We start from the raw sequence: 23653 nt of genomic DNA, 5'->3' as shown, positions 1-23653 counted from the left end.
AATTGAGGCAATTATGAGCAAAGTCAAAATCGCAATCATCGGTAATGGCATGGTCGGCCATCGCTTTATCGAAGACTTACTTGATAAAGCCCAGCCAGGCCAATTCGACATTACTGTGTTCTGTGAAGAGCCGCGTAAAGCCTACGACCGCGTGCATCTGTCTTCCTATTTTTCGCATCATACCGCTGAAGAGTTATCGCTGGTCCGTGAAGGCTTTTACGAGAAACACGGCGTAAAAGTGCTGGTTGGCGAACGCGCCATCACCATTAACCGCCAGGAAAAAGTCATCCACTCGAATACCGGTCGTACCGTGTATTACGACAAACTGGTGATGGCCACCGGTTCTTACCCGTGGATCCCACCGATTAAAGGCTCTGAAACACAAGACTGTTTCGTCTACCGTACCATTGAAGATTTGAACGCCATCGAAGCCTGTGCGCGCCGTAGTAAACGCGGTGCCGTGGTCGGTGGTGGTTTGCTGGGCCTTGAAGCCGCAGGCGCGCTGAAAAACCTCGGCGTCGAAACACACGTGATTGAATTCGCCCCGATGCTGATGGCCGAGCAACTCGACCACATGGGTGGCGAGCAGCTACGCAATAAAATCGAAAGCATGGGCGTGCGCGTTCATACCAGCAAGAACACCCTGGAAATCGTACAACAAGGCAACCAGGCACGTAAGACTATGCGCTTTGCCGACGGCACCGACCTGGAAGTAGATTTCATCGTCTTCTCCACCGGTATCCGCCCACGCGATAAACTCGCGACCCAATGCGGCCTGGCAACAGGTCAACGCGGCGGTATTGCGGTTAACGACACCTGCCAGACTTCTGACCCGGACATCTACGCCATCGGCGAATGCGCCAGCTGGAATAACCGCACCTTCGGCCTGGTCGCCCCTGGCTACAAAATGGCGCAAGTCACCGCTGACCACCTGATCGGTAGCGAAAACGCTTTTGAAGGCGCAGACATGAGCGCCAAGCTAAAACTGCTGGGTGTGGATGTCGGTGGGATTGGTGATGCACATGGTCGCACGCCAAACTGCCGCAGCTATGTTTATCTGGATGAAAGCAAAGAAGTTTATAAGCGCCTGATTGTTAGCGCTGACAACAAAACCCTGCTCGGTGCGGTTCTGGTAGGCGACACCAGCGACTACGGCAACCTGCTGCAACTGGTACTCAATAACATCGAACTGCCAGAAAACCCGGACGCGCTGATTCTGCCTGCGCATGCCAGTTCCGGTAAGCCAGCGATTGGCGTCGACAAACTGCCGGACAGCGCGCAAATCTGTTCCTGCTTCGATGTCACCAAAGGGCATCTGGTTAAAGCCATCAACAACGGCTGCCATACCGTTGCCGCGCTGAAAGCAGAAACCAAAGCCGGTACCGGCTGTGGCGGCTGTATTCCATTGATTACGCAAGTATTGAATGCCGAACTGAGCAAGCAAGGCATCGAAGTCAACCACAACTTGTGTGAACACTTCGCGTTTTCACGCCAGGAGCTGTATCACCTGATCCGCGTTGAAGGCATTAAATCCTTCGACGAGCTGCTGCAAAAATACGGCAAAGGTTACGGCTGTGAAGTCTGTAAACCGACCGTCGGTTCGCTGCTGGCTTCTTGCTGGAACGACTATGTGCTGTCACCAAAGCACACGCCGCTTCAGGACACCAACGACAACTTCCTCGGCAACATCCAGAAAGACGGCACTTACTCGGTGATCCCGCGTTCTGCTGGTGGGGAGATTACCCCAGAAGGTTTGATGGAAGTGGGCCGTATCGCTCGCGAATTTAACCTCTACACCAAAATCACCGGTTCCCAGCGTATCGGCCTGTTTGGTGCACAGAAAGATGATTTGCCAGAAATCTGGCGTCAGCTGATTGAAGCTGGTTTTGAGACAGGCCACGCCTACGCGAAGGCACTGCGTATGGCAAAAACTTGTGTTGGTAGCACCTGGTGCCGTTACGGCGTTGGCGATAGCGTTGGCTTCGGCGTTGAGCTGGAAAACCGCTACAAAGGCATTCGTACTCCACACAAAATGAAGTTTGGTGTGTCCGGCTGTACCCGTGAATGTGCGGAAGCACAGGGTAAAGACGTCGGGATTATCGCCACTGAAAAAGGCTGGAACCTGTACGTCTGCGGTAACGGCGGTATGAAACCACGTCACGCCGATTTACTGGCAGCAGATTTAGACAGTGAAACGCTGATCAAATACCTCGACCGCTTCATGATGTTCTACATCCGCACCGCCGACAAACTGACCCGTACCGCACCGTGGCTCGACAGCCTGGAAGGCGGCATTGAGTACCTGAAACAAGTCATTATCGACGACAAACTGGGTCTGAATGATCAACTGGAAGCTGAGCTGGCGCGCCTGCGCGAGAAAGTGATCTGCGAGTGGACTGAAACGGTGAATACACCGGAAGCCCAGGTTCGCTTCAAACACTTTATCAACAGCCCACACCGCGACCCGCATGTACAAATTGTGCCTGAGCGCGAGCAACACCGCCCGGCTACGCCTTACGAACGTATCCCGGTCACCCTGGTAGAAGAAGTGGAGGAAAATGTATGAGCCAGTGGACTACCGTTTGCCAGTTAAACGACATTCTGCCTGCTACCGGTGTTTGCGCATTGGTGGGTAATCAGCAGATTGCTATTTTCCGCCCACGTAATGATGACCAGGTTTTCGCCATCAGCAATATCGACCCATTCTTTGAGGCCAGCGTGTTGTCTCGCGGCTTGATTGCTGAACATCAGAATGAATTGTGGGTTGCCAGCCCGTTGAAAAAGCAGCGTTTCAGACTGCGTGACGGGTTGTGCATGGAAGACGAGAGCCGTTCAATTGCGCATTACAAAGCGCGCGTACAAGACGGCCAGGTTCAGATTAAAGCTTAAGTCTTAAAACAACCCTCACCCTAGCCCTCTCCCTGAGGGAGAGGGAATTAAATCGGTGTTCTCCCTCTCCTTGGGGAGAGGACATTAAATCGGTGTTCTCCCTCTCCTTGGGGAGAGGGCCGGGGTGAGGGGAAAATTTCAATTATTTATTTTTTCTTTCAATTTATTGGGATAACAAAAATGTTCACCGATACCATTAACAAATGTGCGGCGAATGCCGCGCGCATTGCCCGATTGTCGCAAAACAATCCACTCGGATTCTGGATAAGCTCTGCCATGGCAGGCGCTTATGTCGGCCTCGGCATCATCCTGATCTTCACCCTCGGTAATCTGGTTGATCCCGCGCTGCGTCCACTGGTAATGGGTGCCACCTTCGGGATCGCCCTGACGCTGGTTATCATCGCAGGCTCTGAACTATTCACCGGACACACCATGTTCCTGACGTTCGGCGTCAAAGCAGGCACCATCACTCACGGTCAAATGTGGGGTATTTTGCCGCAAACCTGGCTGGGTAACCTGGTGGGTTCCGTGTTTGTTGCCCTGCTCTACAAATGGGGCGGCGGTAGCCTGCTGCCGTTGGACACCAGCCTGGTTCACACCGCGGCGCTGGCAAAAACCACTGCTCCGGCGATGGTACTGTTCTTCAAAGGTGCTTTGTGTAACTGGCTGGTTTGTCTGGCAATTTGGATGGCCGTGCGTACTGAAGGTGCTGCGAAGTTCATCGCTATCTGGTGGTGTCTGCTGGCGTTTATCGCTTCCGGTTACGAACACTCCATTGCCAACATGACGCTGTTTGCACTCTCCTGGTTTGGTCATCATAGCGACGCCTACACCATAGCGGGTATCGGTCACAACCTGTTGTGGGTAACGCTTGGGAATACCCTTTCCGGTGTAGTATTCATGGGTCTGGGTTATTGGTATGCTACGCCGAAAGCCGAGCGCCCACAGCCTGCGCAAGTCGCCGCGCCGGAGACTGCACGCAACTAATTTATTTGAGGATTGACCGTGGATCACCTGCCTATATTTTGTCAATTACGAGGTCGTGCCTGCCTGTTGGTCGGCGGTGGCGATGTCGCAGAACGTAAAGCACGTTTGTTGATGGAGGCAGGTGCGCAGGTCACTGTGAATGCCCTGGAATTCTCCCCACAATTTCATGTGTGGGCGGAACAGGGCATGATCACCCTTGTTGAGGGTGAATTCGCCCCCGAGCTGCTTGATGTTTGCTGGCTGGCCATTGCCGCAACTGACAACGAAACAGTGAATCAACAAGTCAGCGAAGCATGCGAATCACGCCGCATTTTCTGCAACGTGGTCGATGCCCCTAAACAAGCCAGTTTCATCATGCCTTCGATTATCGACCGTTCGCCGCTGATGGTGGCTGTCTCTTCCGGTGGTACCTCTCCCGTTCTTGCCCGCCTGTTACGTGAAAAACTCGAAGCCATTCTGCCACTGCATTTGGGGAAAATTGCCTCTTATGCCGGTACGTTGCGCGGGCGAGTAAAAACAAATTTCAAGGCCATGGCAGAACGCCGTCGCTTCTGGGAAAAGTTCTTCACTAATGACCGTCTGGCGCAATATCTGGCGAACGAAGACCAGCAAGCCATCGATAAAGAAACCGAGTCTATGTTTGCTACACCGCTCGATCACCGTGGTGAAGTCGTGTTGGTGGGTGCAGGTCCAGGCGATGCCGGATTACTGACGCTCAAAGGGTTGCAACAAATTCAACAAGCCGATGTGGTGGTTTATGACCGCCTGGTTTCTGATGACATCATGAATCTGGTGCGCCGTGATGCCGACCGCGTTTTCGTGGGTAAACGCGCGGGTTATCACTGCGTCCCGCAAGAAGAGATTAACCAAATCCTGCTGCGTGAAGCGCAAAGTGGCAAACGCGTTGTCCGTCTGAAAGGTGGCGATCCGTTTATCTTTGGTCGCGGCGGTGAAGAGCTAGAAACCTTGTGCGACGGCGGTATCCCGTTCTCCGTGGTGCCGGGCATTACTGCGGCATCCGGCTGTTCAGCTTATTCAGGCATTCCATTAACCCACCGCGATTACGCGCAAAGTGTGCGCCTGGTGACCGGCCACCTGAAAACCGGCGGTGAATTAGACTGGGAAAACCTGGCGGCAGAAAAACAGACGCTGGTCTTTTACATGGGTTTAAACCAGGCTCCTGCGATTCAGGAAAAGCTGATTGAACACGGCATGACTGCGGAGATGCCGGTCGCGCTGGTTGAAAACGGCACAGCGGTTAACCAACGTGTAGTCAGTGGCGTATTACGCGAACTCGGTGAATTATCGACACAGGTTGCAAGCCCGGCGCTGATTATTGTCGGTCGCGTGGTGGCATTGCGCGATAGGTTGAATTGGTTCTCGAACCACTAATTCTACTTTAAGATAAAAAAAAGGCTTGTCAGATTATTCCGGCAAGCCTTTTTATTTATAAGTTATTAATTATTTTGCCAATCATTATAGGCAATATTTATTTCATGTAACCATGCGTCTGGTTTCAGACTTAGTGATATAGCAAGCAGCCCCTATACTTAATTGCCTTTTTGAAGTGCCTCATTACATCCAAGTAAATGATAGGGAATATCAATGAACAAGTTCGTAAAAGCTGCATCTGCACTGGCTGTCCTGGCTCTGTTGTCTGGCTGTACTGGTCATATTGAGAACAAAGACAAATCTTGCGGTTATGATTATTTACTGCACCCAGCCATTTCTATTTCTAAAATTATTGGTGGTTGTGGCCCAGCAACTCCACAGAAATAATAATAGCCACAAATTTTTAATACGCCCTCCCAGTGAGGGCATTTTAATTTATAACCCTTCACAACTTTCTTTTAATATTCGCAATACCGTCTGCGCCCCACTACGATTAGGATTTATACGGATCATACGTTGCTCAAGCGTTGGGTCAGACTGGCGGAAAGTCCCGGACAGCCGATAAAAAAGCGGCGGGATTTCATATTTCGACTCTGCCCCCACAGGATAAGGCAACGCGCCCAGCTTCTGTGCCGCCGCCAATACTTGCTCGGCAATCGGCTGATGAAACTCCACCAACAGCACTTTGGATTGCGCATTTGCGATAAATGCATGCTTCACTTGCGGCACCGCTTCGGCATTGAGCGCTTCAACCAGTTTATCGTTTACCTGCGCCTGCACCGCGTGCATCACTGGCGCAAACACTAATCCGCGCAACGCTTCCATCGCCTGGAAACCCTGCACCTGGCTGCCACCGGAATACATACTTTTTCGCACTGCATTTACTGTCTTTTCTTCACCCACCACCACGCCAATTCCCGGTGGGCCGAAGAGTTTAAAACACGAGAATGTTGAAAGTGTGGACCCACATTCGCAACCAATCTTTTCGACTTTCATCACCGCGTAGTTGTCATCAGTCAACGACGGTAAACCATGCTGATTAAAACAATCAATCACCTCACCCAACAGATATGAATCATCCATTTTCTGCCGGGTATGCTGAATAAGTGCAGCCTTCGGTTGGTACAACTCAATTGTCCTTTTAACGTCATCAAGTTGATTAAAATCGGCACGAATTAGCGTTAACCCCATCTGTTCAGCGATGACTGCTGTGGTGGGGTAAAGAGGGGCATCGTGAACAAGCAAGCTATCCCCCGCGTTAAGAAGTGCCGCTAACCCGCTACGAATTGCCCCGGTTCCCGCACCTTGCACCAGTGCCGCAGCCGGTGCGCCAAAGAAATCCGCCAGAACTGACTCCACACGCCGCGTCATTTGTGGCTGATTCAGACCGGGGACTAAGCCGAAATCCCCGGCATTGAGGAAATCAGCGCCGGGAAAATGACGGCAAATAATATCCACCAGTTGAAATTGCTTACTCTGCGCCTGCTCCATCGTCAGGCTCTGTAACGGCCAGGTTTTCACTTTATTCACTCCGTGAAGCCTGCCGCAGACCATTACGGCAGGCATTGAGAAGGGATCAGGCCGGAACGAACAGGCCACAGTAGTAAAGAATGTTCAGAATGATGCCGGTTATCAACACCGCGACAACCGGAGAGGCCATTTTCTGAACCGGGCGACCCAGCGATTCGTTGAGGAAGTAAATCGCCGCCGCAATAGAAAAACCGGTATAGCCCGCCATTTTGATAGCCGCAAAGATAGAGCCAACCAGCAGCGCCATTTCCATCAACATATTCATCGAGTTACGGATGTTATCCGATGCGTTACGCACCGATGGATAACGCCCGAGCCATTTGCCGATGGAACGTAGCAGTAATACTTCAACGGAAATCACCACCGCACCCACCGCAAACGCTAACAGCGGGTTAGAAATCAAGTATCCGGCGGCGTAAACAAAGGTGAAACCAGCAACGGCGTACACACCCGTCGCCAGCGCCGTGGTGGCAATCAGTGGAACAAATCCCAGCCCACGCATTAACTCCGCAAGTGCGGCCTGATGCACCAGGGTTTGTGACTGCTCAGGCGTGATGCCTGCGGAATAAGCCTTCTCCAGCGTAAAGATCGACACTTCAGAACCGGCAAAAATCTTCATGCTGGCGACGACCGCAATCAACCCACCAACAACCGCGATATATGGTAGGTGCTTGATAATGCGCGATGTTCGCTCCTCAAAGACCGATACCCCCTCGGTATCATGTTCTCGCTCATCACGGGTACGGTGATCCTGAGTAATCGCAATCCCCAGCAGCATCACCATGCCGACGAAGATTTCGATAGATTCGGGATTGAGGTGTGGGAAGAAACGCACGATCAAAACGCGCGTCATTAACACCACAAAGGCTGCGAGCAGACTGCTCTTCCAGCCAAATTGATAGAAAATTGCCACCAGAGGGAACAGCGCAAATGCAGAAACCACTGGCGAGCTCAACTCACCCAACGAACCCAACACATCCACTGGCAGTGCCGTCAGCAAATGGTTTACCGGGATCAAGCAAGTCAGGATCAAAATTCCCCAGACTGCGCCCAACCCAAACGCCAACAAACTATTTGCCGCTAAGACTCCGAGGATATCTGTCGGCAGGAATAACAACCATGCATTAAGCAACCCAGTTTTCAGCGTAAACGAAATACCCACCGACGCCACGAAACCAATGCTCAGACCGAAAGCGATACTGCCCGCCTCGCGGCGATTCATATTACCTTCGATAAGCTGCGGCAAAATGGGGCGAATGCCGTCGTGGAACACGGCTGCTGACTTATGCGCCAGCAAGGCCGTCATCCCAGTCAGGCAGGCCACCACGATTATTTGAATGTAGAAATCCATAGCGCGGCCTTTATTTTAAATGGGCGATAAGCATCGGAATGGCATGCTCGATATGCTCAACCGACAGACCAAAAGCAACTTTCCCATCCGCCACCATTTTGGCCACCTGCTCTTCTTTTGCCTTAATGCCAGGCTTGGCGATGGTGCAGCTTTTGTTGTAACCAATCACCGCGATGGCAATGGAAAGTGCTGCCCCAGCGCCGGTATTACAGGCACCAATGTAGTAATCAAGCTGCCCGGATTTCACTTTCATGGCAGCTTCCATATCGTTGTAAATAAACACTTCAAAGCAGTCAGGTGCAGACGTTTCGATGGTTTTTTTAATAAGTTCACGCTGTAAGCCAGCAACACCGATCTTTTTCATGGGAAATCCTTATTTAAAGAAGACAGAGGGGTTGTCACGTAACATCAAATCAACGTCGGCCTGAGAGAAGCCTGCCTCGAGCAAAAGAGGCACGAACGTTGTCAGCAAATAATCAAAACCAAGCCCACCGTTCGCCTTCAAATGTGAACGACGGGTAATATCCATGGAAAGCATGACGTGGTCGAGCAGCCCGCGGCTGGCAATTTCTTGCAGCATCGCCACGCGTTTCTCATCCGGGTAATAGTTGTTTTTCCCGATGGTATCGAACTGCACATACGCGCCCTGCTCAATCATGCGCAGAATGTTGTCGAGGTTATCTTTCAGGTCGCAGTGGCCCACAACAACGCGAGATAAATCCACACCGTGGCTTTTCAGCAGCGTCAGTTGTTCCAGCCCCATAGTGCTAAAAGAGGTGTGAGTTGAAATCGCACACCCAGTTTCACGGTGCGCTAAAGCCGCAGCAGCAAAAACTTTGACTTCATCAGGGGTTATCACATCCACGCTCGAACCAATTTCAGCAATGATCCCGGCCTTTAATTCAGTGCCATCAATACCTTGTTCAATTTCGTCGATCATCTCCTGCGCCAGTTTTTCAACGGGAGTTGTGGCGACGTGAGCCGGGAAAAAGTCATGCTGGTAATAACCGGTACACGCGACGACGTTCATTCCGCTATCACGCATGATATCCAACATAAACTGAGGGTTACGCCCCATGTAGCGGTTGGTCATTTCGATGATGTTGCGCACGCCCAGCGCGTACAGCGTTTTCATTTCCGCACAAATCAGGTCGTATTGATCCAGGCGGCAATCGATGTTGTTTTTGAATGACGACAAGTCGATATGCAGATGTTCATGCGCATAGGTGTAGCCCGACGCATCAATTCGTTGCTGTTCAGCCATGGTTGCCTCCGGTGTTCGTGGTGTGCAGTTGTGACAAGAATGAAGTGCCGTTTTGTGGCGCATTCGCGTTGAAGAAATCGCAAACGGTAGCACCCACATCAGACAGTGTTGTTCTGCGGCCAAGATTTGCGCCGGTGATCCCCCGCTGCCAGACAAGTAGCGGCACATTTTCACGGGTGTGTTTGCTGTGGCCGATGGTCGGGTCGTTGCCGTGATCGGCCATGACCACCAGGTAATCACTGGGCTGCATCACGTCCATTAACTTGCCGAGATTTTTATCCACCACCTGCAAACGCTCGGCGTAACGTGCGACATCCTGAGCGTGCCCGGCGAGGTCGGTTTCCTGAATGTTAGTGCAGATAAAAACGTCACCGGGCTTTTGGACTTCAGCAAGCGTGATGTCCATGATTTGCTGGGTATCAACGAGGTTCTGGTAGCTGACACCGTGCGGATTGATGGCGATGTCGGCCACTTTCCCTACCAGTACTGTTTTGATAGCGGACTCATGCAGTTTTTGTGGCACCTGTACGCTGGCATTCACCCCGAACCCCATATGAACGACCTGAAAACCGTGCTGATACACCCCGGATCGCGGCGCGTTAATGCCAATGTATTTGCCCTGTTTTTCCTCGGCGGCGTTCTGGAGTTGCGAACTGCTTTCCAGCAGGCCGCCAAACGCAATCACGCGCCCAACCTGCACGCAACGGCGGACAATTTTGCCGATTTTGCGCACTTCCTCGAAAGAGATCGCATTCAGATTGGCACTGATGTTAAACACCTGGCCGAGGTCAGCTTCAAGGTTGTCGCCAATCGCCACCGCCTGATTGACCCACAAATATTGCAGCCCACTGCCCACCCGCTCGACCTGCCAACAATCGGCAATCAGTGCACGCTCTACTTCATCAATCACTTCAGAGAAAGGCATACGCAACGGCGCTTGTGGGCGGGTACCGAGAATTTCCTGGTGCCCCATAAAAGTATCACCACCTTCGTGTTGCAGCGCGGCTGTTCCGTAAACTGCATTCGCTGAAGGGCGCATGGCTCCGGTGGTAAAACCCAGCGCGTTGATCAAGCCAAGCTGTTCCAGCACCGGTAAACGTAATTGTGGGAAATGCTGCAAAATATGCCCGCAGGTATTTGCACCGATATCCTCCGGCCTGACTTGCGGCACATCGTCCATCGCGCCGACGCCAAAGCTGTCTATCACCACCACCACAAACTTACTCACGCGAACCTCCGCAAATGGGGTTACCAAGGCTGTCATACAAAGCTTCGAGTACAGGTTCTCCGCGGCTGATTCCGGACACCAGTGCCACATCGCTGCGCGTGACAAAAACCTGAGTACGGAAACACATCACCACTGGCGTGCTGACCGGGAACTCGCCCGCCAGCCCGATGTGGTAATCAATGCTGCTGTCGTCCATCGGTAGCAATTTTGCTGATAATGCTTCACCGTCCAGAACAGGGAAAACCAGCGCGTTTTGCGCATGACCACGGCGGTAATAACCGCCGCCGAAGCAATAGCTGTTGCCCTGAAACTGGTGTGAGATTTCGGTGAGATAGAGCATGGCGATGTGTTCTGGCTGGTCGCCATGCTGGTTAGCGGGAATCGTTCCGGTTAGAGCATGACCCGGTTCGGCATGGGTCACGCCATATTCAGCCAGCAACGGTAAAGTACTGCAACTTGAAGCCGATGGCGCGTTGAGCTGTGCCACGTCTATGCCCTGCGCACGAAGCATATCGCGCGCCTGCAATAGCGTATGCAGATTGGGCGTGGGCAGCGTTTGCTGTAATTCTTCATCCCAGAGCAGGCAGGGGAAGTGGGTCAGCCCGGCGATTTTCACGCCCGGCATGTTCTTGAGAGCGGCAACCACGTTATCCAGTGCTGACAACGGGAACCCGGCTTCCTGGCCTGAATACAGGTGGTCTTGTTCATCGAACACTTTCAACATGATGGGCTGGATATGCCCAAGACGTTGCGCTGCAACAGAGATTTCCTCGGCTTTATCCAGCGAGAAAACGGTGATCATTTCAGGTGAAACGGTGACGTTTTCCGTTACCAGACTTTTTGGTAGCTGAACTAAATGTCCGACATGGGAAACCGGTACTTCTGCATTGCGCAGCGTGCGGGCTTCTTTGAAATCCACCGCAACGGTACCGTGAAAACCCAGCTCAATCAGACGCTTCGCCAGCCACGGATTACGCCCCAGTTGCTTGGTCATCAGATACAGCGTGATGCCATGACGCTCTGCTGTTTCAAGCAGGCGGCGTCCATTTTCCAAAACCTTATCAACATCAATGACGCAGGTATCTGGCAATATCTCTCCCTGCTGCCATAACTTCAGTGCGGCCCCAATCAGTGCTGGGTTTTGTGCCTTGAGTGCTTCAATAAACATGCCCTTGCCTCTCGACTCCATGCTGCAAAAAAACTTAAATAATCATTTTTTTGAATATTTAAGTTAAAGCAGACGGCTGACAAAAAAATTCTTAGCCTTTGCTAACCATCCACAAACTAAACAGGTTCGCGAGCAGATAGCCTTCTTCATTCGGGTGAATATTCACATCAAAGGGAGCCAGCATCGCCTGGTGAATCGGCAGCAGTTCGGCATAAGCCTGAGAAGTGACAATTTCTTCCAGCAGGTCTTCATCAAGTGGGCCGATTTCTTCACCCCGACGGCTGCGCATCAGCGCGTTTGCCATATGGGTGATCGCCATTTCCCCTTGTTCATTACGCACGGGAATGGCCCACACCGTTTCCATTTTCTCAACGACAGCAATCATGCCGTCGCAAATATCTCTGTCGATAACGCCCGCATCACACAGCAGGTTTAGCCGTTCTTCCATCCTGATTTACCCTTTGATGAAGTTCTAATAGCTTGGCTCCTGCTCACCCAGCAGCACTCTTTGTTGGTGAGCAAGCAGCTCATTTTTGTTCACCACTGTGCGCAGCAATTGATTAATTGGCGCATCATCGGCGCGAGTCAGCACCACGGCCTCGGAAGCCTGCAAAAAACGCGAGTCGCCTTTAAGGGGCTGCGCTTGCAGGCCGAGTAACTCAAGATCCGCCTCACTACCCACGTTCCAGATAACCGCATCAATTTCGCCTTTGGCGATACGATTAAGGCTCTCGTGGTAAGGCACATCGAGGATCTCAACCGGCTGACCCGCGAAATAAATGTCCGTCATAATGCGCTGATCGGCGGAACGCGGGTCGAGGCCGACACGTCTAATTTGCTGATTACCGGTACGGCAAATCAATTTGTGTTCGCCAACGTAAGTGTGTGGCCCAAGTTCCAGCGCCATAAAGACATCGCTGTTATCGAGATAGCTCTGCGCGGCAAGCCTTGAGACAACCGCAAGGTCATAGACGCCATTCAACAAGCATTCCACCCGAACATCTGAGCCACGCATATGCGCGTAGTAAAATGGGATGCCATCAAACTGCGCTTTCAGGCCACTGGCTAAACCTTCATAAAGCCGGGTGTAAGGCAGCGGCATCGCACACACGACATTGCCGATATCAGCAAAAGCCAATAAGGCTTTGTTATCCATGCTGACCAGATAGCTGCCGTTGCGCCCGCGTCTCTCAACTTTTACCGCTCCGGCATTCTCAAGGGTTTTTAACGCCGCCTGAATCAGCCCGACGGAAAAGCGACATTCGCTCGCCAGTTCATCAATGGTTTTCAGTCGGTTACCGCTTTTCTCGCCCAGCAAATAACGCGCCAGACTGGCCTGGGCAACCCCTTCTTTTTTGATAAAGCTACGGCTCATATTTAATCTTCAATTTATTGAATGGTTATATCTTCATTAAATTGAATATAAATGGCAAACGGGAAAGATGCAAAAAGAGAATGGGATCACAAAAGATATTTAGCTGGGGAATTTATGGGGAGGGACGCCCTCACCCCGGCCCTCTCCCGCAGGAGAGGGAGAAAACCGATCAATCCCTTCTCCCGCAGGAAAGGGGAAAACCGATCAATCCCTTCTCCTGCAGGGCAGGAGAAAACCGATCAATCCCTTCTCCCTCAGGACAGGGGAAAACCGATCAATCCCTTCTCCCTCAGGGAGAAGGTTAGGATGAGGGTTGTGTTAAAAATTATGGGTGTGCGACAAACCCAATAACTTCATAGACCTTTTTCAGCGTGGCACTGGCGTGCGCACGTGCTTTCTCGGCACCGTCTTTCATCACTTGCTGCAAGAATGCTTCATCGTTACGGAAACGATGAAAACGCTCCTGCAACTCGGTCAACATGTCTGAAACAGCCTCAGCCACGTCGCCTTTCAGGTGCCCATACATTTTGCCTTCAAACTGCTGCTCAAGCTCAGGGATAGATTTACCCGTCACACCCGCCAGGATATCCAGCATGTTGGATACGCCCGCTTTGTTGGCAGTATCGTAACGCACGACAGGTGGCTCGTCAGAGTCAGTTACCGCGCGTTTGATTTTCTTCACGACAGATTTCGGGTCTTCCAGCAGGCCAATAACGTTGTTGCGGTTATCGTCTGATTTAGACATTTTCTTGGTCGGCTCAAGCAGAGACATTACGCGCGCGCCAGATTTCGGGATGAACGGCTCTGGTACTTTGAACACATCACCGTACAACGCATTGAAACGTGCAGCGATATCGCGGCTCAGTTCCAGGTGCTGTTTCTGGTCTTCACCGACGGGCACCAGGTTAGTCTGGTACAGCAGAATGTCAGCGGCCATCAGCACCGGATAATCAAACAGGCCAGCGTTAATGTTTTCAGCATAGCGGGAAGATTTATCTTTGAACTGAGTCATGCGGCTTAGCTCACCAAAATAGGTGTAGCAGTTCAGTACCCAGCCCAGTTGTGCATGTTCAGGCACGTGGGACTGTACAAAAATTGTACTTTTCGCCGGGTCAATACCGCAAGCCAGGTACAACGCCAACGTATCGAGAGTACGGCTGCGTAGTTGTGTCGCATCCTGACGCGCGGTAATCGCGTGCTGGTCAACGATGCAGTAAATGCAGTGGTAATCATCCTGCATATGGACCCACTGACGCAGCGCACCCATGTAGTTACCAATGGTCAATTCACCTGATGGCTGTGCGCCACTAAAGACGATGGGCTTACTCATGTTCTGATTCCTGATGTTCTTTGTTAGAGAGCCCTAATGCGGGCAATAAATCGTTGAAATGGTCGTACACGAAATCGGGTTTGCTCAACTCGATGGCTTCACCGTAGTTATAACCATAAGTCAGGCCAATGGAACAGCACCCAGCCGCCTGTGCAGCGAGAATATCGTTGCGTGAATCACCAACAAACAGCAGCTCTTCAGCACTGAGGTTCAACTTCTCCATCACTTTGTGCAGCGCTTCGGGATGAGGTTTTTTATTTTCCACATCGTCGCCACCAATAATGATTTTGAAGTAATGCGCGATGCCTAATCTTTCCAGCATCGGCAGCACAAATGGAGTCGGCTTGTTAGTGACCAGGCCCATCGGCAGGCCTTTCTCGGCCAATGCCGCCAGAGTGTTAGCCACTTCAGGGAACAGGAAACTGCCCTCTTCCGCAGTTTGTGCATAGAAAGCATCAAACAGTTTACGCGCGATACGGCACTGGTCGTCTTGTGGCTCTTCGCCTTTTAACGCCCAGGTCAGCGCACGCTTAACCAGCACATCGGCACCATTGCCGATCCACTTTTCAACTTTGTCTTCACCTGCTGTTGGCAACTCCAGCGCATACAGCGCCTGGTCCATTGCCTGCGTCAAACCCAATGCGGTGTCAACCAGCGTACCGTCTAAATCAAAGGCGATACCGCGAATTTTATTTAACTTATCCATGAGTTACCTTTGCCAACTCACTACGCATACGGTCAATAACCGCTTTGTAATCCGGCTGGTTGAAAATCGCAGAACCGGCGACAAACATATCTGCACCTGCTGCGGCAATTTCTGCGATGTTGTCCGCTTTTACACCACCGTCGACTTCCAGGCGGATGTCATAACCGGAAGCATCAATGCGTTCACGCACCTGACGTAATTTTTCCAGCGTATGAGGAATGAAAGATTGCCCACCGAAACCGGGGTTAACGGACATCAGCAAAATCACATCCAGCTTATCCATAACGTGATCAAGCCAACTGAGCGATGTCGCCGGGTTAAACACCAGGCCTGCTTTACAGCCATGCTCTTTAATCAGTTGCAGGGAACGGTCAACATGCTCTGACGCTTCCGGGTGGAAGGTGATGATATTGGCACCGGCAGCGGCGAAGTCCGGAATAATACGGTCAACGGGTTTCACCATCAGATGCACATCAACAGGAGCGGTAATACCGTAATCACGCAGGGCTTTTAGTACCATCGGGCCGATGGTGAGATTTGGGACGTAATGGTTATCCATAACATCAAAATGGACGACATCCGCACCAGCAGCCAATACCGCAGCCGTGTCTTCACCCAGGCGGGCAAAATCGGCTGAGAGGATTGATGGGGCAATCAAAAACTGTTTCATCCGCTTCTCCAATAGCAAATCAAAAACGACCGCGGGCGAAACAGCTTAGGCACCGACTTTGTAAAGCGCCAGCAGTTCGTCCACCTTGTTACGTTTTCCACCATCCCGACTGATGCTGCGCCGAACCTGCAACTTATGCATTTTCGCCTGCTTGTACCATAACCGAGTCAACTCAGTGTCATGGTTTGAAATCAGCACCGGGATGCCACCTTCTTGCAAGTTTTCAGCTAACTGCGCCAGATGTTGTTGCTGCACCATATTAAAGCTATCAGTGTGATACGCCGTAAAATTAGCCGTGGCAGACAATGGCGCGTAAGGCGGGTCGCAATAGACTACAGAACCCGCAGCGACATTCGCCATGCTGACATCATACGACTGGCACAGGAACGTGGCGTTTTGTGCTCGCTCGGCAAAATGATACAACTCTTCTTCCGGGAAGTAGGGTTTGATGTAGCGGCCGAACGGGACGTTGAATTCACCACGTAGGTTATAACGACAAAGGCCGTTGTAACAATGGCGGTTCAGATATAAAAACAGAAGTGCACGACGGAACTCATCTTTGCACAGATTAAATTCAGTTCGATTGAGATAGAACGCTTGCTCGTCGTTTTGTGCCGCAGTGAAGAGTTTTCTGGACTCTTCAACGTACTCATCCGTACGTGTTTTGACGATGTTATATAGGTTAATCAGATCGCTATTAATATCTGCGAGGATATAACGGGAGTAATCAGTATTCAGAAAGACTGAGCCAGCACCAACAAACGGCTCAATCAGACAATCACCTTTCGGCAGATACTTTTTAATGTCTTCGAGCAGGGGGTATTTCCCCCCCGCCCATTTCAGAAAAGCGCGATTTTTTTTCATGCTGCCTAACTATTTACACCTTTTCCTGCTGTGGAAAGGTTCCAACAGCGGCTGCGCTTGTTCATCACTTCAGATCAGACTGAACCTGATGGATAGGTTTTGCCCACGGGTTCTTAGCCTGTACATCAGCTGGCAATGTAGCTACGGCACGTTTTGCCTCATCTTTGCTGGCGTAAATACCGCTAACCAACACATACCATGGCTGACCATTTCGTACTGTCTGGTAGACCATATAGTGTTGCAGTTTCTCTTTCTTCGCCCAGGCATTCAAGTTATCTGAGTTAGAAGAGGAGCTGAGTTGTAAGGTGTAATTGCTACCAGGAGCGCCTTTGATTGCGCCCGCATCACCCGCTACAGCACCTGTTGCTGCTGTCACTGGCGCAGCGGCTGTTGCTTTCGGAGCTGGAGTGGCTGCGGTAGCAGTGGTCGTAGTCGTCGCTTTCGGTGCAACTTCGGTCACAGGGACTTTCACAGATGTAGTCGCAGTTGGTGCGGGAACTGGAGCTGGCTCGCTACGTTTCGCAGTCGTTACCGGTTTTGGTTCCGCTACTGGCGTTTTCGCCACAGTCTGTTGCTTAGCAGGCTGAGTTTTGTGCGGCTCAATCACTGCAGTTTTACGTTCCTGGCGTGGTGCTGCTGGCTTCGCAGGCTCTGATTTCGCGACCGGGCGTGGTGCTGTCGTTGCGCCATTACTACCTGCAACTGCGGCAACTGTAGCCGGTGCGGTTGGCAACGTTGAATTGCTCACCACATTATCAATCTGGCCGGATTGTTGAGTCAGGGCGTTATTCAGATCACCCGGAACTTCAACACGCTGCTGGCCCTGAGGTGCAGGCTGAGTTTGTGCGTCAGTCGGGGTTGACGAAATGGCAGGAAGAGTCACTTCTTGTGGGTTTCCTGCATTTTCTGTCTGGTTAGCCGCAGATGTCGAACCTGGCTGAGGTTGAGTACCATTAGCCTGATCGCTAGTAGAACCAGACAGATCAATGTTTTTCTCGGCAGACGGATTCTTATTCACGGTTTCCGTATCAGAAGATGGGGCTTTCAGCGCCGAACCAATCCCAATGATGAGCAGCAACAGAACGAGAATACCAATGCCCATCATCAGGTGCTGACGGGATACCGGAACTTTCGGTTTAGCGGATTTTTTGCGGGCACGTGCCGGACGACGTTCTTCTGCATCAACTTGCATCTCGTCATCGTTTTCATACTCTTCTTCATCACGAGTACGGCGGGAACGCGCAGGACGAGGCTCGTCGGCGTCTAACTCAACATCATCGACATTGAAATGTGGCTCACTGTCGCGCTCATCAGCTTTACGGTTACGGCCTGAACGGCGATCGCTGGGATCAGGTTTCAGTTCGTCTTCCGGTTTAAACTCATCCATTTAACACCCCACTCAAAGGCTTATGCCAGCAATTCGAACTCAGCACATCACCCGAAGTTAAAAATCGCCTGACTACAAGCGACCGAAATTTCTAATAATTAAGCCTGCTGACAATCAGCAATGGCGGACAAAACGACATCGTGTGGCACTCCGCCACGCATTTCACTCTTCCCGATTGCCAGTGGCAGCACCAAGCGCAGCTCACCAGCTAAAACTTTCTTGTCACGCATCATGTGGGGCATATACGCGGCGGCAAGCATTTCTTTCGGCCCGGTCACTGGCAGCCCGGCACGTTGTAGCAGTTTGATGATTCTGCGCACATCGGCCTCACTGAAATTCCCAAGACGCTGTGCTGTACGAGCCGCCATCACCATACCTGCAGCAACAGCTTCACCGTGCAGCCAGTTGCCATAGCCCATTTCAGCTTCTATAGCGTGACCAAAGGTGTGGCCCAGATTCAGTAAAGCACGTAAGCCGCTTTCGCGCTCGTCAGCGGCAACAACTTCGGCTTTCAGCTCACAACAACGACGAATACACCAGGACATCGCTTTGCCATCAAGCGCCAGCAATGCGTCCAGGTTTTCTTCAAGCCAATCGAAGAATTCACCGTCGAGAATAATGCCGTATTTAATCACTTCAGCCAGGCCAGAGGCTAACTCCCGCGGAGGTAAAGTTTTCAGACAGTCGAGATCCACCACAACCGAAGCTGGCTGGTAGAACGCACCAATCATATTTTTACCGAGGGGGTGGTTAACGGCTGTTTTTCCGCCAACTGAAGAGTCCACTTGCGAAAGCAAGGTGGTTGGGACTTGAATAAAACGCACGCCACGTTGATAGCTCGCCGCAGCAAAGCCAGTCAGGTCACCGACGACACCGCCACCAAGGGCGATGAGTGTCGTATCACGACCGTGTGGCTTTTCAAGCAACGCGGTAAAGACAGTATCTAATACTGCGAGGCTTTTAAATTGTTCGCCATCCGGAAGGATGACGGAATCGACTTTAACGCCCGCTTGCTCAAGCACGCCACGCACCTTATCCAGGTAGAGCGGCGCCAGGGTTTCATTGGTCACCAGCATCGTTTGGTCGCCAGCTTTCAGCGGCCCAAAAGATGCCGAGTCACTAAATAACCCAGCAGCAATGGTGATAGGGTAACTACGTTCCCCGAGAGTGACTGTTAACCTCTCCATAACGCGAAGTCCACCTTGATGTTGCTTAGCCCGCAGGCGTTTTTTTCGATTAAGCCAGAATCAGTTGCTTTCCAACATATGAATAATCTGGTTGGCAACCACTTTGGCGCTTTGGTCGTCAGTGCGAATCGTCACATCAGCAATCTCTTCGTAAAGAGGATTGCGCTCTTGAGCTAATGCTTCAAGAACTTCACGCGGTGGAGTCTCAACTTGCAGCAGTGGGCGCTTTTTATCGCGCTGTGTACGAGCAAGCTGTTTTTCGATTGTGGTTTCAAGATACACCACAACTCCACGGGCGGAGAGACGGTTACGGGTCTCACGAGACTTCACAGAGCCGCCGCCAGTTGCCAGCACAATGCCCTGCTTTTCAGTGAGTTCGTTGATGATTTTTTCTTCGCGATCGCGGAAGCCGTCTTCGCCTTCAACGTCGAATACCCAGCCCACATCAGCTCCAGTACGTTTCTCAATCTCTTGATCAGAATCGAAAAATTCCATATTGAGTTGCTGAGCTAACTGACGCCCAATAGTGCTTTTGCCGGCACCCATAGGCCCAACCAGAAAGATATTGCGTTTCTCTGCCATTTTTTCGGTACTACTAAGACAATTCGTTGATGATAAACCCGCCCTGTTAAAACCAGGTGCAGCGGGACATGAACTGAAACCTCATAAGCGATAGTGCGAGAGTCAGACTGAAAATTATCTCAATACTCAAGGTGGTTTGGCAACCGATTATATTCCCCAGCGTTCTTATGAAGAAGAAAATGCATAAATCAGGGTTATCTGTCACAAGTCTTGAGCATCCAGCCTCTCGAAACGGTACACCTTGTAAGCTAATTCCTCTCTGCCGTCAAACACCTGGGCACCGTTTCAAAGAAAAACTCCACTATGGCGAAAGAAAACACTATAGAACAGGGATAAGTCGCGGAGTAATAAATACCACTAATTCGCGGCGCTGATGGTTTTTAGCATCGTGGCGAAACAGGCTCCCGACGAGTGGGAGCGAGCCGAGAATGGGTACACTATCATTGCTGTCTTTGTTTTGCTGCTGGAAAATCCCACCCAACGCGAGGGTTTCGCCATCTTTCACCGCCACCACAGTTTCTATCTCTTGCTTGTCTATCGCCAGCACTTCGCCATCAGCCTGCTGAATACTTCGGCCCGGCATATTTTGGCTGATACGTAGCTTCAAACGAATATTGCCATGAGGCTGAATGGTTGGAGTCACTTCCATCCCCAGAACCGCTTCCTTAAATTCAATTGCGGTTGCTCCACTCTCACCGCTAGAAACCTGATAGGGAATTTCAGTCCCTTGTTTAATGCTGGCAGGTTGCTGGTGAGCTGCCATCAAGCGCGGGCTGGCAATAATCTCTAATTGTTGCTGCTGCTCCAGAGCAGATAGCTCCAGTTCCAGCAGCCGGCCATCGATGCGAGCAATATTGAAACCGACTTTAGTCGTGGCGTTTGCGACCGAGAGATCGGCCGAGATTCCCGTAGGCTGGTAAATTTTACTTTCTCCAGTTTGCTCCGCAGCAGACCATTTCACACCCAGCTCGCGCAGCTTGTCCTGATTGATAGTGACAATATGGGCTTCGATTTCCACTTGCCCAATGGGTAAATCCATTTCAGCTATCCAGGCGGTAATCTGTTTCAATACATCCTTATTGTCATGCACAATCAGCCGATTAGTTCGCTTATCTACCGTGACATAGCCCATGGCGCTCATTAATTTCGCGCCAGCCGATTTCAATGCACTGGCTAGCTCTTCAACATCAGCATGATGGGGGGCAAAAACCTGCTGCAACATCGGTTGGTTGAGAGTGAGCTGTTTACGCTGTTCCATTGCTAACGCTTGCTGTTCGCGCTGGCGAGCCTTAGAAAGAATTTGTATGACATTGCCGTCCCGTTGCTGAGTCAGCTCAGCGCTATTGAGCACCAGTTGAAACGCTTGTTTCCACGGCACATTGATTAAATTAAGCGACAGCACACCTTCAACACCAGGTGCAATCAACAGGTTAACTCGTTGGGTTTCAGCCAGCGCCTGCAACACCTGGCTTATCGGCGCATCATCAAGTACCAGCGAAATACCTTTATCGGCCTGGCTGGTGAATGGCAGCACCAGCGTCAGAAGTAATACCCGCATCCATTGCATGTGTTTTTCCTTTTATATCCCAACGGTAAGAAGAGATTGGGCAACCTGGACCAAGTTTGGCGACCACATATCCCTCACCCACGCTTTCAATCTGAGCACCTTCAAAGAGCTCGCTATCTTGCTTGATTCGCCGCCATGCACCTTGTGGGCCGAGCATCAAAGCCGTGCTGGTGTTGGTTGAAGTGATAACGCCATTTAACGACCAACTCTCAAGTTGAGTGGCCAGACTTTCACAGAGCGAAATGTGTGGCTGAAAGGGATTTGGAGGTATCGCCCACGCCGGGGAGATAACCAGGAAGACCAACCCGCTAATGCTACGGATCATCGGCAAACTCCATGCCCAGAACCAGATTGAGTAACTCCCCTTGGGCCGTGATGGTGAACGAGTGGTCTGCCACAACACGGTATTCAGCGAGCCATATGAATAATCCTGGCAATTTTTCCCACGGAACCAACATAGTCAGAACAGCGCTTCTCTCTTCCGGCTGCCACTTCACTAATTGCCCGTCCGCTTGTCTGACAAACTCCACCACGGAAAACACTGGCGAATTTGACGACATAACAGGTTGTTCATGTGCAGCCAACTGCCGGATTTTGTGTCTTAACAGTGCCAGTTGTTGACTCGCTTTCATGCTGTTCGCTTGCAACTGTTGAATCTGAGAATGCTGCGGCACTACCAGCAACAGCCATACGGCAAGAATGACCATGCTACTTAAGGTGGTAAAGGTAACGACGCGTACCCAGTGCGCACCACTAAACCAGCGTTCAATCAGCCAGGGCATTGGCTACCTCAGACAGCGTGAGTGTGAAACCGAAGCCAAACCCACCGGGTGTTTCATGCTGAACCGCATCCGTCTGAACTGTCGCCACATCGCCAAGCTGAGCAAGGTCCTTTTCCAGCGTCCGTATATCTTCCAGTTCCATTGCGTGTCCCTTAATCTCAAATCGCCCCTTTTGTAGGGTGAGAGAGGACAGCCAGGCTCCGGCAGGCAAGCCGCTCGCCAGACGAAGTAATCGCCGTTCCCATACCTGCACGGCCTGTTGCTGTGCATCGCGAATTTGCTGCAACTGCAGTAATTTTCTGTTCTGTTCCTGCAAACCCAATTGTTGCTGATACAGGGCTTGCAAGGCGGGAAGCGTACTTGTCAGATATGCATTTTGAATCTGCTGCTGGCTTAATTTCCATGCCGATAACTGCCGGGCGCCAGCGGCAAATAAAGGAGCGAGAATGAAAACCGCAGCCAGCAATACACTCCAACGGCATATCCTCTGTTGGCGCAGTGTCTTCCTCCAGGGCAATAAATTTATTAGCCCTTTCATCGGGAAACCTGACCGATTGCCAGCGCTATTGCCACCGTAAATATCCCGCCATGACGTGGCAATGGCGGCTGCAAACGTGAAAGTGCCTCCCAGGCGTCCAAAAGTAATACCCCAGTTGGCAGTGACTGTGGCTGCGCGAAACTCAGTGCCACTCTGTCTGGCGCAGTTTTTAATTGCTGGCATAGCTCGGCAATCGTTGGGACAACATGGGTATCAACCCATCCCCAACGTGGCATGGCTTCAGCAGAGGCCCACAACCAGTGATCCCCTTCGTGATGTACTAAATACTGGCACTTCTCCAAATGACACGGTGCAATGAGCGCTGGCAATGCACTCGCACCGGGAGTTAGCGTTGCCGGATAGAGCCTTATCGCTGCCAGACTTTTTATCAACGCTGCGACATCTGTCTGGCGCGCAGCTATGATCAGATACGGGTCAGTAACATCTTGTGACGCTAAATAATCCCAGCACAATTGAGCCGGTGTCATCTGCAACTGCCGGGCAGTAGCTGATGCGATATACGCTTCACTTGCAGGTTCCGCCAGACGTTTATCAGGCGCAGGAATGGGGCGTTGCAATGTCCGTTGGGTTGGGAAAGAAACGCGTAATTGATGGCGAACCGGCAATTCTTTTCGCCAGTCCAGCAAAGCTTTAGTGAAAGCTTCAGAATTAGTTAATAAACCATCACGAAAGGTGCCTTCGGGCAATGGAAGTTGCCACCAATGCCGAAGCTGCCACCCTTGCCGCTGGCGCTGGACAGCCACAGCACGAATGCTTTCATGTTGAATATCCAGGCCTATTTGCCAGGTCGAGAACATCATGATTACGATCTCCTTATCGCCGTGCGAGGAAAATG

Annotated in this window: 26 protein-coding genes; 6 read left to right on the top strand and 20 right to left on the bottom strand. The window is 51.4% G+C overall.

Annotation, left to right across the window (positions count from 1 at the left end):
• Window positions 1-13 precede the first annotated feature (13 nt).
• The 5 genes from nirB (at window position 14) to D8682_RS17160 (ending at window position 5655) form a co-directional block, all read left to right on the top strand.
• On the top strand, window positions 14-2566 hold the full coding sequence (gene nirB, locus D8682_RS17180; protein ID WP_121814767.1) for a nitrite reductase large subunit NirB: 2553 nt from the start codon (window positions 14-16) through the stop codon (window positions 2564-2566).
• Entirely contained in the window at window positions 2563-2889 is a 327-nt protein-coding gene (gene nirD / locus D8682_RS17175; RefSeq protein WP_064542888.1) for a nitrite reductase small subunit NirD, read from the top strand. The genes nirB and nirD overlap by 4 nt, the downstream gene beginning before the upstream one ends.
• A 180-nt stretch (window positions 2890-3069) precedes the next feature.
• On the top strand, window positions 3070-3876 hold the full coding sequence (gene nirC / locus D8682_RS17170; RefSeq protein ID WP_121814766.1) for a nitrite transporter NirC: 807 nt from the start codon (window positions 3070-3072) through the stop codon (window positions 3874-3876).
• 18 nt (window positions 3877-3894) lie between these two features.
• Window positions 3895-5268 (top strand): siroheme synthase CysG, encoded by a 1374-nt coding sequence (gene cysG / locus D8682_RS17165; RefSeq protein WP_121814765.1) that lies wholly within the window; start codon window positions 3895-3897, stop codon window positions 5266-5268.
• 213 nt (window positions 5269-5481) lie between these two features.
• On the top strand, window positions 5482-5655 hold the full coding sequence (locus D8682_RS17160) for a DUF4223 family protein (protein WP_064542878.1): 174 nt from the start codon (window positions 5482-5484) through the stop codon (window positions 5653-5655).
• Window positions 5656-5703: 48 nt separating this feature from the next.
• Here D8682_RS17160 and D8682_RS17155 read toward each other — a convergent pair whose 3' ends face one another.
• The 8 genes from D8682_RS17155 to yhfZ form a co-directional block, all read right to left on the bottom strand.
• Window positions 5704-6789: an aminotransferase class V-fold PLP-dependent enzyme gene (locus tag D8682_RS17155; protein WP_121815723.1), complete on the bottom strand. Its 1086-nt coding sequence runs from the start codon at window positions 6787-6789 to the stop codon at window positions 5704-5706.
• 55 nt (window positions 6790-6844) lie between these two features.
• Window positions 6845-8149 carry a YhfT family protein gene (locus D8682_RS17150; RefSeq protein WP_121814764.1) on the bottom strand — a complete coding sequence of 435 codons (1305 nt, stop codon included), beginning with the start codon at window positions 8147-8149 and terminating at the stop codon, window positions 6845-6847.
• Window positions 8150-8159: 10 nt separating this feature from the next.
• On the bottom strand, window positions 8160-8513 hold the full coding sequence (locus D8682_RS17145) for a DUF2620 domain-containing protein (RefSeq protein ID WP_034499110.1): 354 nt from the start codon (window positions 8511-8513) through the stop codon (window positions 8160-8162).
• A gap of 9 nt (window positions 8514-8522) precedes the next feature.
• Window positions 8523-9413: a phosphotriesterase-related protein gene (locus tag D8682_RS17140; protein WP_121814763.1), complete on the bottom strand. Its 891-nt coding sequence runs from the start codon at window positions 9411-9413 to the stop codon at window positions 8523-8525.
• The gene (locus D8682_RS17135; RefSeq protein ID WP_121814762.1) at window positions 9406-10641 is read right to left on the bottom strand and encodes a phosphopentomutase; all 1236 of its coding nucleotides are present in this window, start codon (window positions 10639-10641) and stop codon (window positions 9406-9408) included. Before D8682_RS17135 ends, D8682_RS17140 begins: the two co-directional genes overlap by 8 nt.
• Window positions 10634-11809 carry a YhfX family PLP-dependent enzyme gene (locus tag D8682_RS17130; RefSeq protein ID WP_121814761.1) on the bottom strand — a complete coding sequence of 392 codons (1176 nt, stop codon included), beginning with the start codon at window positions 11807-11809 and terminating at the stop codon, window positions 10634-10636. The genes D8682_RS17135 and D8682_RS17130 overlap by 8 nt, the downstream gene beginning before the upstream one ends.
• 91 nt (window positions 11810-11900) lie before the next feature.
• Window positions 11901-12257: a PRD domain-containing protein gene (locus tag D8682_RS17125; protein ID WP_121814760.1), complete on the bottom strand. Its 357-nt coding sequence runs from the start codon at window positions 12255-12257 to the stop codon at window positions 11901-11903.
• Between the two features lie 24 nt (window positions 12258-12281).
• A complete protein-coding gene (yhfZ, locus tag D8682_RS17120) occupies window positions 12282-13184 on the bottom strand; it encodes a GntR family transcriptional regulator YhfZ (RefSeq protein ID WP_064542859.1) in 903 nt (300 codons plus the stop codon).
• A 51-nt stretch (window positions 13185-13235) separates the two neighbouring features.
• Between yhfZ and D8682_RS17115 the strand changes: the two genes are divergently transcribed.
• Window positions 13236-13535, top strand: coding sequence for a hypothetical protein (locus tag D8682_RS17115; protein ID WP_121814759.1), 300 nt, complete (start codon window positions 13236-13238; stop codon window positions 13533-13535).
• Here D8682_RS17115 and trpS read toward each other — a convergent pair.
• From trpS to D8682_RS17055, 12 genes are all read right to left on the bottom strand, one after another.
• The gene (gene trpS / locus D8682_RS17110) at window positions 13510-14514 is read right to left on the bottom strand and encodes a tryptophan--tRNA ligase (protein WP_064542856.1); all 1005 of its coding nucleotides are present in this window, start codon (window positions 14512-14514) and stop codon (window positions 13510-13512) included. The two genes, D8682_RS17115 and trpS, sit on opposite strands and share 26 nt — an antisense overlap.
• Window positions 14507-15220, bottom strand: coding sequence for a phosphoglycolate phosphatase (locus D8682_RS17105; protein WP_064542851.1), 714 nt, complete (start codon window positions 15218-15220; stop codon window positions 14507-14509). Before D8682_RS17105 ends, trpS begins: the two co-directional genes overlap by 8 nt.
• Window positions 15213-15890 (bottom strand): ribulose-phosphate 3-epimerase, encoded by a 678-nt coding sequence (gene rpe / locus D8682_RS17100; protein WP_064542848.1) that lies wholly within the window; start codon window positions 15888-15890, stop codon window positions 15213-15215. The genes D8682_RS17105 and rpe overlap by 8 nt, the downstream gene beginning before the upstream one ends.
• A 45-nt stretch (window positions 15891-15935) precedes the next feature.
• Window positions 15936-16754 carry an adenine-specific DNA-methyltransferase gene (gene dam, locus D8682_RS17095; protein ID WP_064542845.1) on the bottom strand — a complete coding sequence of 273 codons (819 nt, stop codon included), beginning with the start codon at window positions 16752-16754 and terminating at the stop codon, window positions 15936-15938.
• A 64-nt stretch (window positions 16755-16818) separates the two neighbouring features.
• Entirely contained in the window at window positions 16819-18141 is a 1323-nt protein-coding gene (gene damX, locus D8682_RS17090; protein WP_064542842.1) for a cell division protein DamX, read from the bottom strand.
• A 98-nt stretch (window positions 18142-18239) separates the two neighbouring features.
• Complete coding sequence (gene aroB, locus D8682_RS17085) at window positions 18240-19328, bottom strand: 3-dehydroquinate synthase (RefSeq protein ID WP_064542839.1); 1089 nt, start codon at window positions 19326-19328, stop codon at window positions 18240-18242.
• 60 nt (window positions 19329-19388) lie between these two features.
• Window positions 19389-19910 (bottom strand): shikimate kinase AroK, encoded by a 522-nt coding sequence (gene aroK / locus D8682_RS17080; protein ID WP_064542836.1) that lies wholly within the window; start codon window positions 19908-19910, stop codon window positions 19389-19391.
• A 319-nt stretch (window positions 19911-20229) separates the two neighbouring features.
• Complete coding sequence (gene pilQ, locus D8682_RS17075; RefSeq protein WP_074388510.1) at window positions 20230-21477, bottom strand: type IV pilus secretin PilQ; 1248 nt, start codon at window positions 21475-21477, stop codon at window positions 20230-20232.
• Window positions 21416-21802, bottom strand: coding sequence for a HofP DNA utilization family protein (locus tag D8682_RS17070; protein WP_121814758.1), 387 nt, complete (start codon window positions 21800-21802; stop codon window positions 21416-21418). The genes pilQ and D8682_RS17070 overlap by 62 nt, the downstream gene beginning before the upstream one ends.
• On the bottom strand, window positions 21792-22259 hold the full coding sequence (locus tag D8682_RS17065) for a hypothetical protein (RefSeq protein ID WP_121814757.1): 468 nt from the start codon (window positions 22257-22259) through the stop codon (window positions 21792-21794). Before D8682_RS17065 ends, D8682_RS17070 begins: the two co-directional genes overlap by 11 nt.
• On the bottom strand, window positions 22243-22797 hold the full coding sequence (locus tag D8682_RS17060) for a PilN domain-containing protein (RefSeq protein WP_064542827.1): 555 nt from the start codon (window positions 22795-22797) through the stop codon (window positions 22243-22245). The genes D8682_RS17065 and D8682_RS17060 overlap by 17 nt, the downstream gene beginning before the upstream one ends.
• The gene (locus D8682_RS17055; protein WP_064542824.1) at window positions 22794-23618 is read right to left on the bottom strand and encodes a hypothetical protein; all 825 of its coding nucleotides are present in this window, start codon (window positions 23616-23618) and stop codon (window positions 22794-22796) included. Before D8682_RS17055 ends, D8682_RS17060 begins: the two co-directional genes overlap by 4 nt.
• Window positions 23619-23653 lie beyond the last annotated feature (35 nt).

The sequence above is a fragment of the Buttiauxella sp. 3AFRM03 genome (assembly GCF_003675305.1).
Taxonomy (GTDB): domain Bacteria; phylum Pseudomonadota; class Gammaproteobacteria; order Enterobacterales; family Enterobacteriaceae; genus Buttiauxella; species Buttiauxella ferragutiae.
The sequence above is the reverse complement of the archived record's forward strand: the minus strand, read 5'-3'. Positions and strand labels throughout refer to the sequence as shown.

Bases quoted from the DNA above. Each gene is read 5' to 3' on its own strand.
- nirB (WP_121814767.1), top strand. From the start codon at position 14: ATGAGCAAAGTCAAAATCGCAATCATCGGTAATGGCATGGTCGGCCAT.
- nirD (WP_064542888.1), top strand. From the start codon at position 2,563: ATGAGCCAGTGGACTACCGTTTGCCAGTTAAACGACATTCTGCCTGCT.
- nirC (WP_121814766.1), top strand. From the start codon at position 3,070: ATGTTCACCGATACCATTAACAAATGTGCGGCGAATGCCGCGCGCATT.
- D8682_RS17160 (WP_064542878.1), top strand. From the start codon at position 5,482: ATGAACAAGTTCGTAAAAGCTGCATCTGCACTGGCTGTCCTGGCTCTG.
- D8682_RS17150 (WP_121814764.1), bottom strand. From the start codon at position 8,149: ATGGATTTCTACATTCAAATAATCGTGGTGGCCTGCCTGACTGGGATG.
- D8682_RS17145 (WP_034499110.1), bottom strand. From the start codon at position 8,513: ATGAAAAAGATCGGTGTTGCTGGCTTACAGCGTGAACTTATTAAAAAA.
- D8682_RS17140 (WP_121814763.1), bottom strand. From the start codon at position 9,413: ATGGCTGAACAGCAACGAATTGATGCGTCGGGCTACACCTATGCGCAT.
- D8682_RS17130 (WP_121814761.1), bottom strand. From the start codon at position 11,809: ATGTTTATTGAAGCACTCAAGGCACAAAACCCAGCACTGATTGGGGCC.
- D8682_RS17125 (WP_121814760.1), bottom strand. From the start codon at position 12,257: ATGGAAGAACGGCTAAACCTGCTGTGTGATGCGGGCGTTATCGACAGA.
- yhfZ (WP_064542859.1), bottom strand. From the start codon at position 13,184: ATGAGCCGTAGCTTTATCAAAAAAGAAGGGGTTGCCCAGGCCAGTCTG.
- D8682_RS17115 (WP_121814759.1), top strand. From the start codon at position 13,236: ATGGCAAACGGGAAAGATGCAAAAAGAGAATGGGATCACAAAAGATAT.
- trpS (WP_064542856.1), bottom strand. From the start codon at position 14,514: ATGAGTAAGCCCATCGTCTTTAGTGGCGCACAGCCATCAGGTGAATTG.
- D8682_RS17105 (WP_064542851.1), bottom strand. From the start codon at position 15,220: ATGGATAAGTTAAATAAAATTCGCGGTATCGCCTTTGATTTAGACGGT.
- rpe (WP_064542848.1), bottom strand. From the start codon at position 15,890: ATGAAACAGTTTTTGATTGCCCCATCAATCCTCTCAGCCGATTTTGCC.
- dam (WP_064542845.1), bottom strand. From the start codon at position 16,754: ATGAAAAAAAATCGCGCTTTTCTGAAATGGGCGGGGGGGAAATACCCC.
- damX (WP_064542842.1), bottom strand. From the start codon at position 18,141: ATGGATGAGTTTAAACCGGAAGACGAACTGAAACCTGATCCCAGCGAT.
- aroB (WP_064542839.1), bottom strand. From the start codon at position 19,328: ATGGAGAGGTTAACAGTCACTCTCGGGGAACGTAGTTACCCTATCACC.
- aroK (WP_064542836.1), bottom strand. From the start codon at position 19,910: ATGGCAGAGAAACGCAATATCTTTCTGGTTGGGCCTATGGGTGCCGGC.
- pilQ (WP_074388510.1), bottom strand. From the start codon at position 21,477: ATGCAATGGATGCGGGTATTACTTCTGACGCTGGTGCTGCCATTCACC.
- D8682_RS17070 (WP_121814758.1), bottom strand. From the start codon at position 21,802: ATGATCCGTAGCATTAGCGGGTTGGTCTTCCTGGTTATCTCCCCGGCG.
- D8682_RS17065 (WP_121814757.1), bottom strand. From the start codon at position 22,259: ATGCCCTGGCTGATTGAACGCTGGTTTAGTGGTGCGCACTGGGTACGC.
- D8682_RS17060 (WP_064542827.1), bottom strand. From the start codon at position 22,797: ATGAAAGGGCTAATAAATTTATTGCCCTGGAGGAAGACACTGCGCCAA.
- D8682_RS17055 (WP_064542824.1), bottom strand. From the start codon at position 23,618: ATGATGTTCTCGACCTGGCAAATAGGCCTGGATATTCAACATGAAAGC.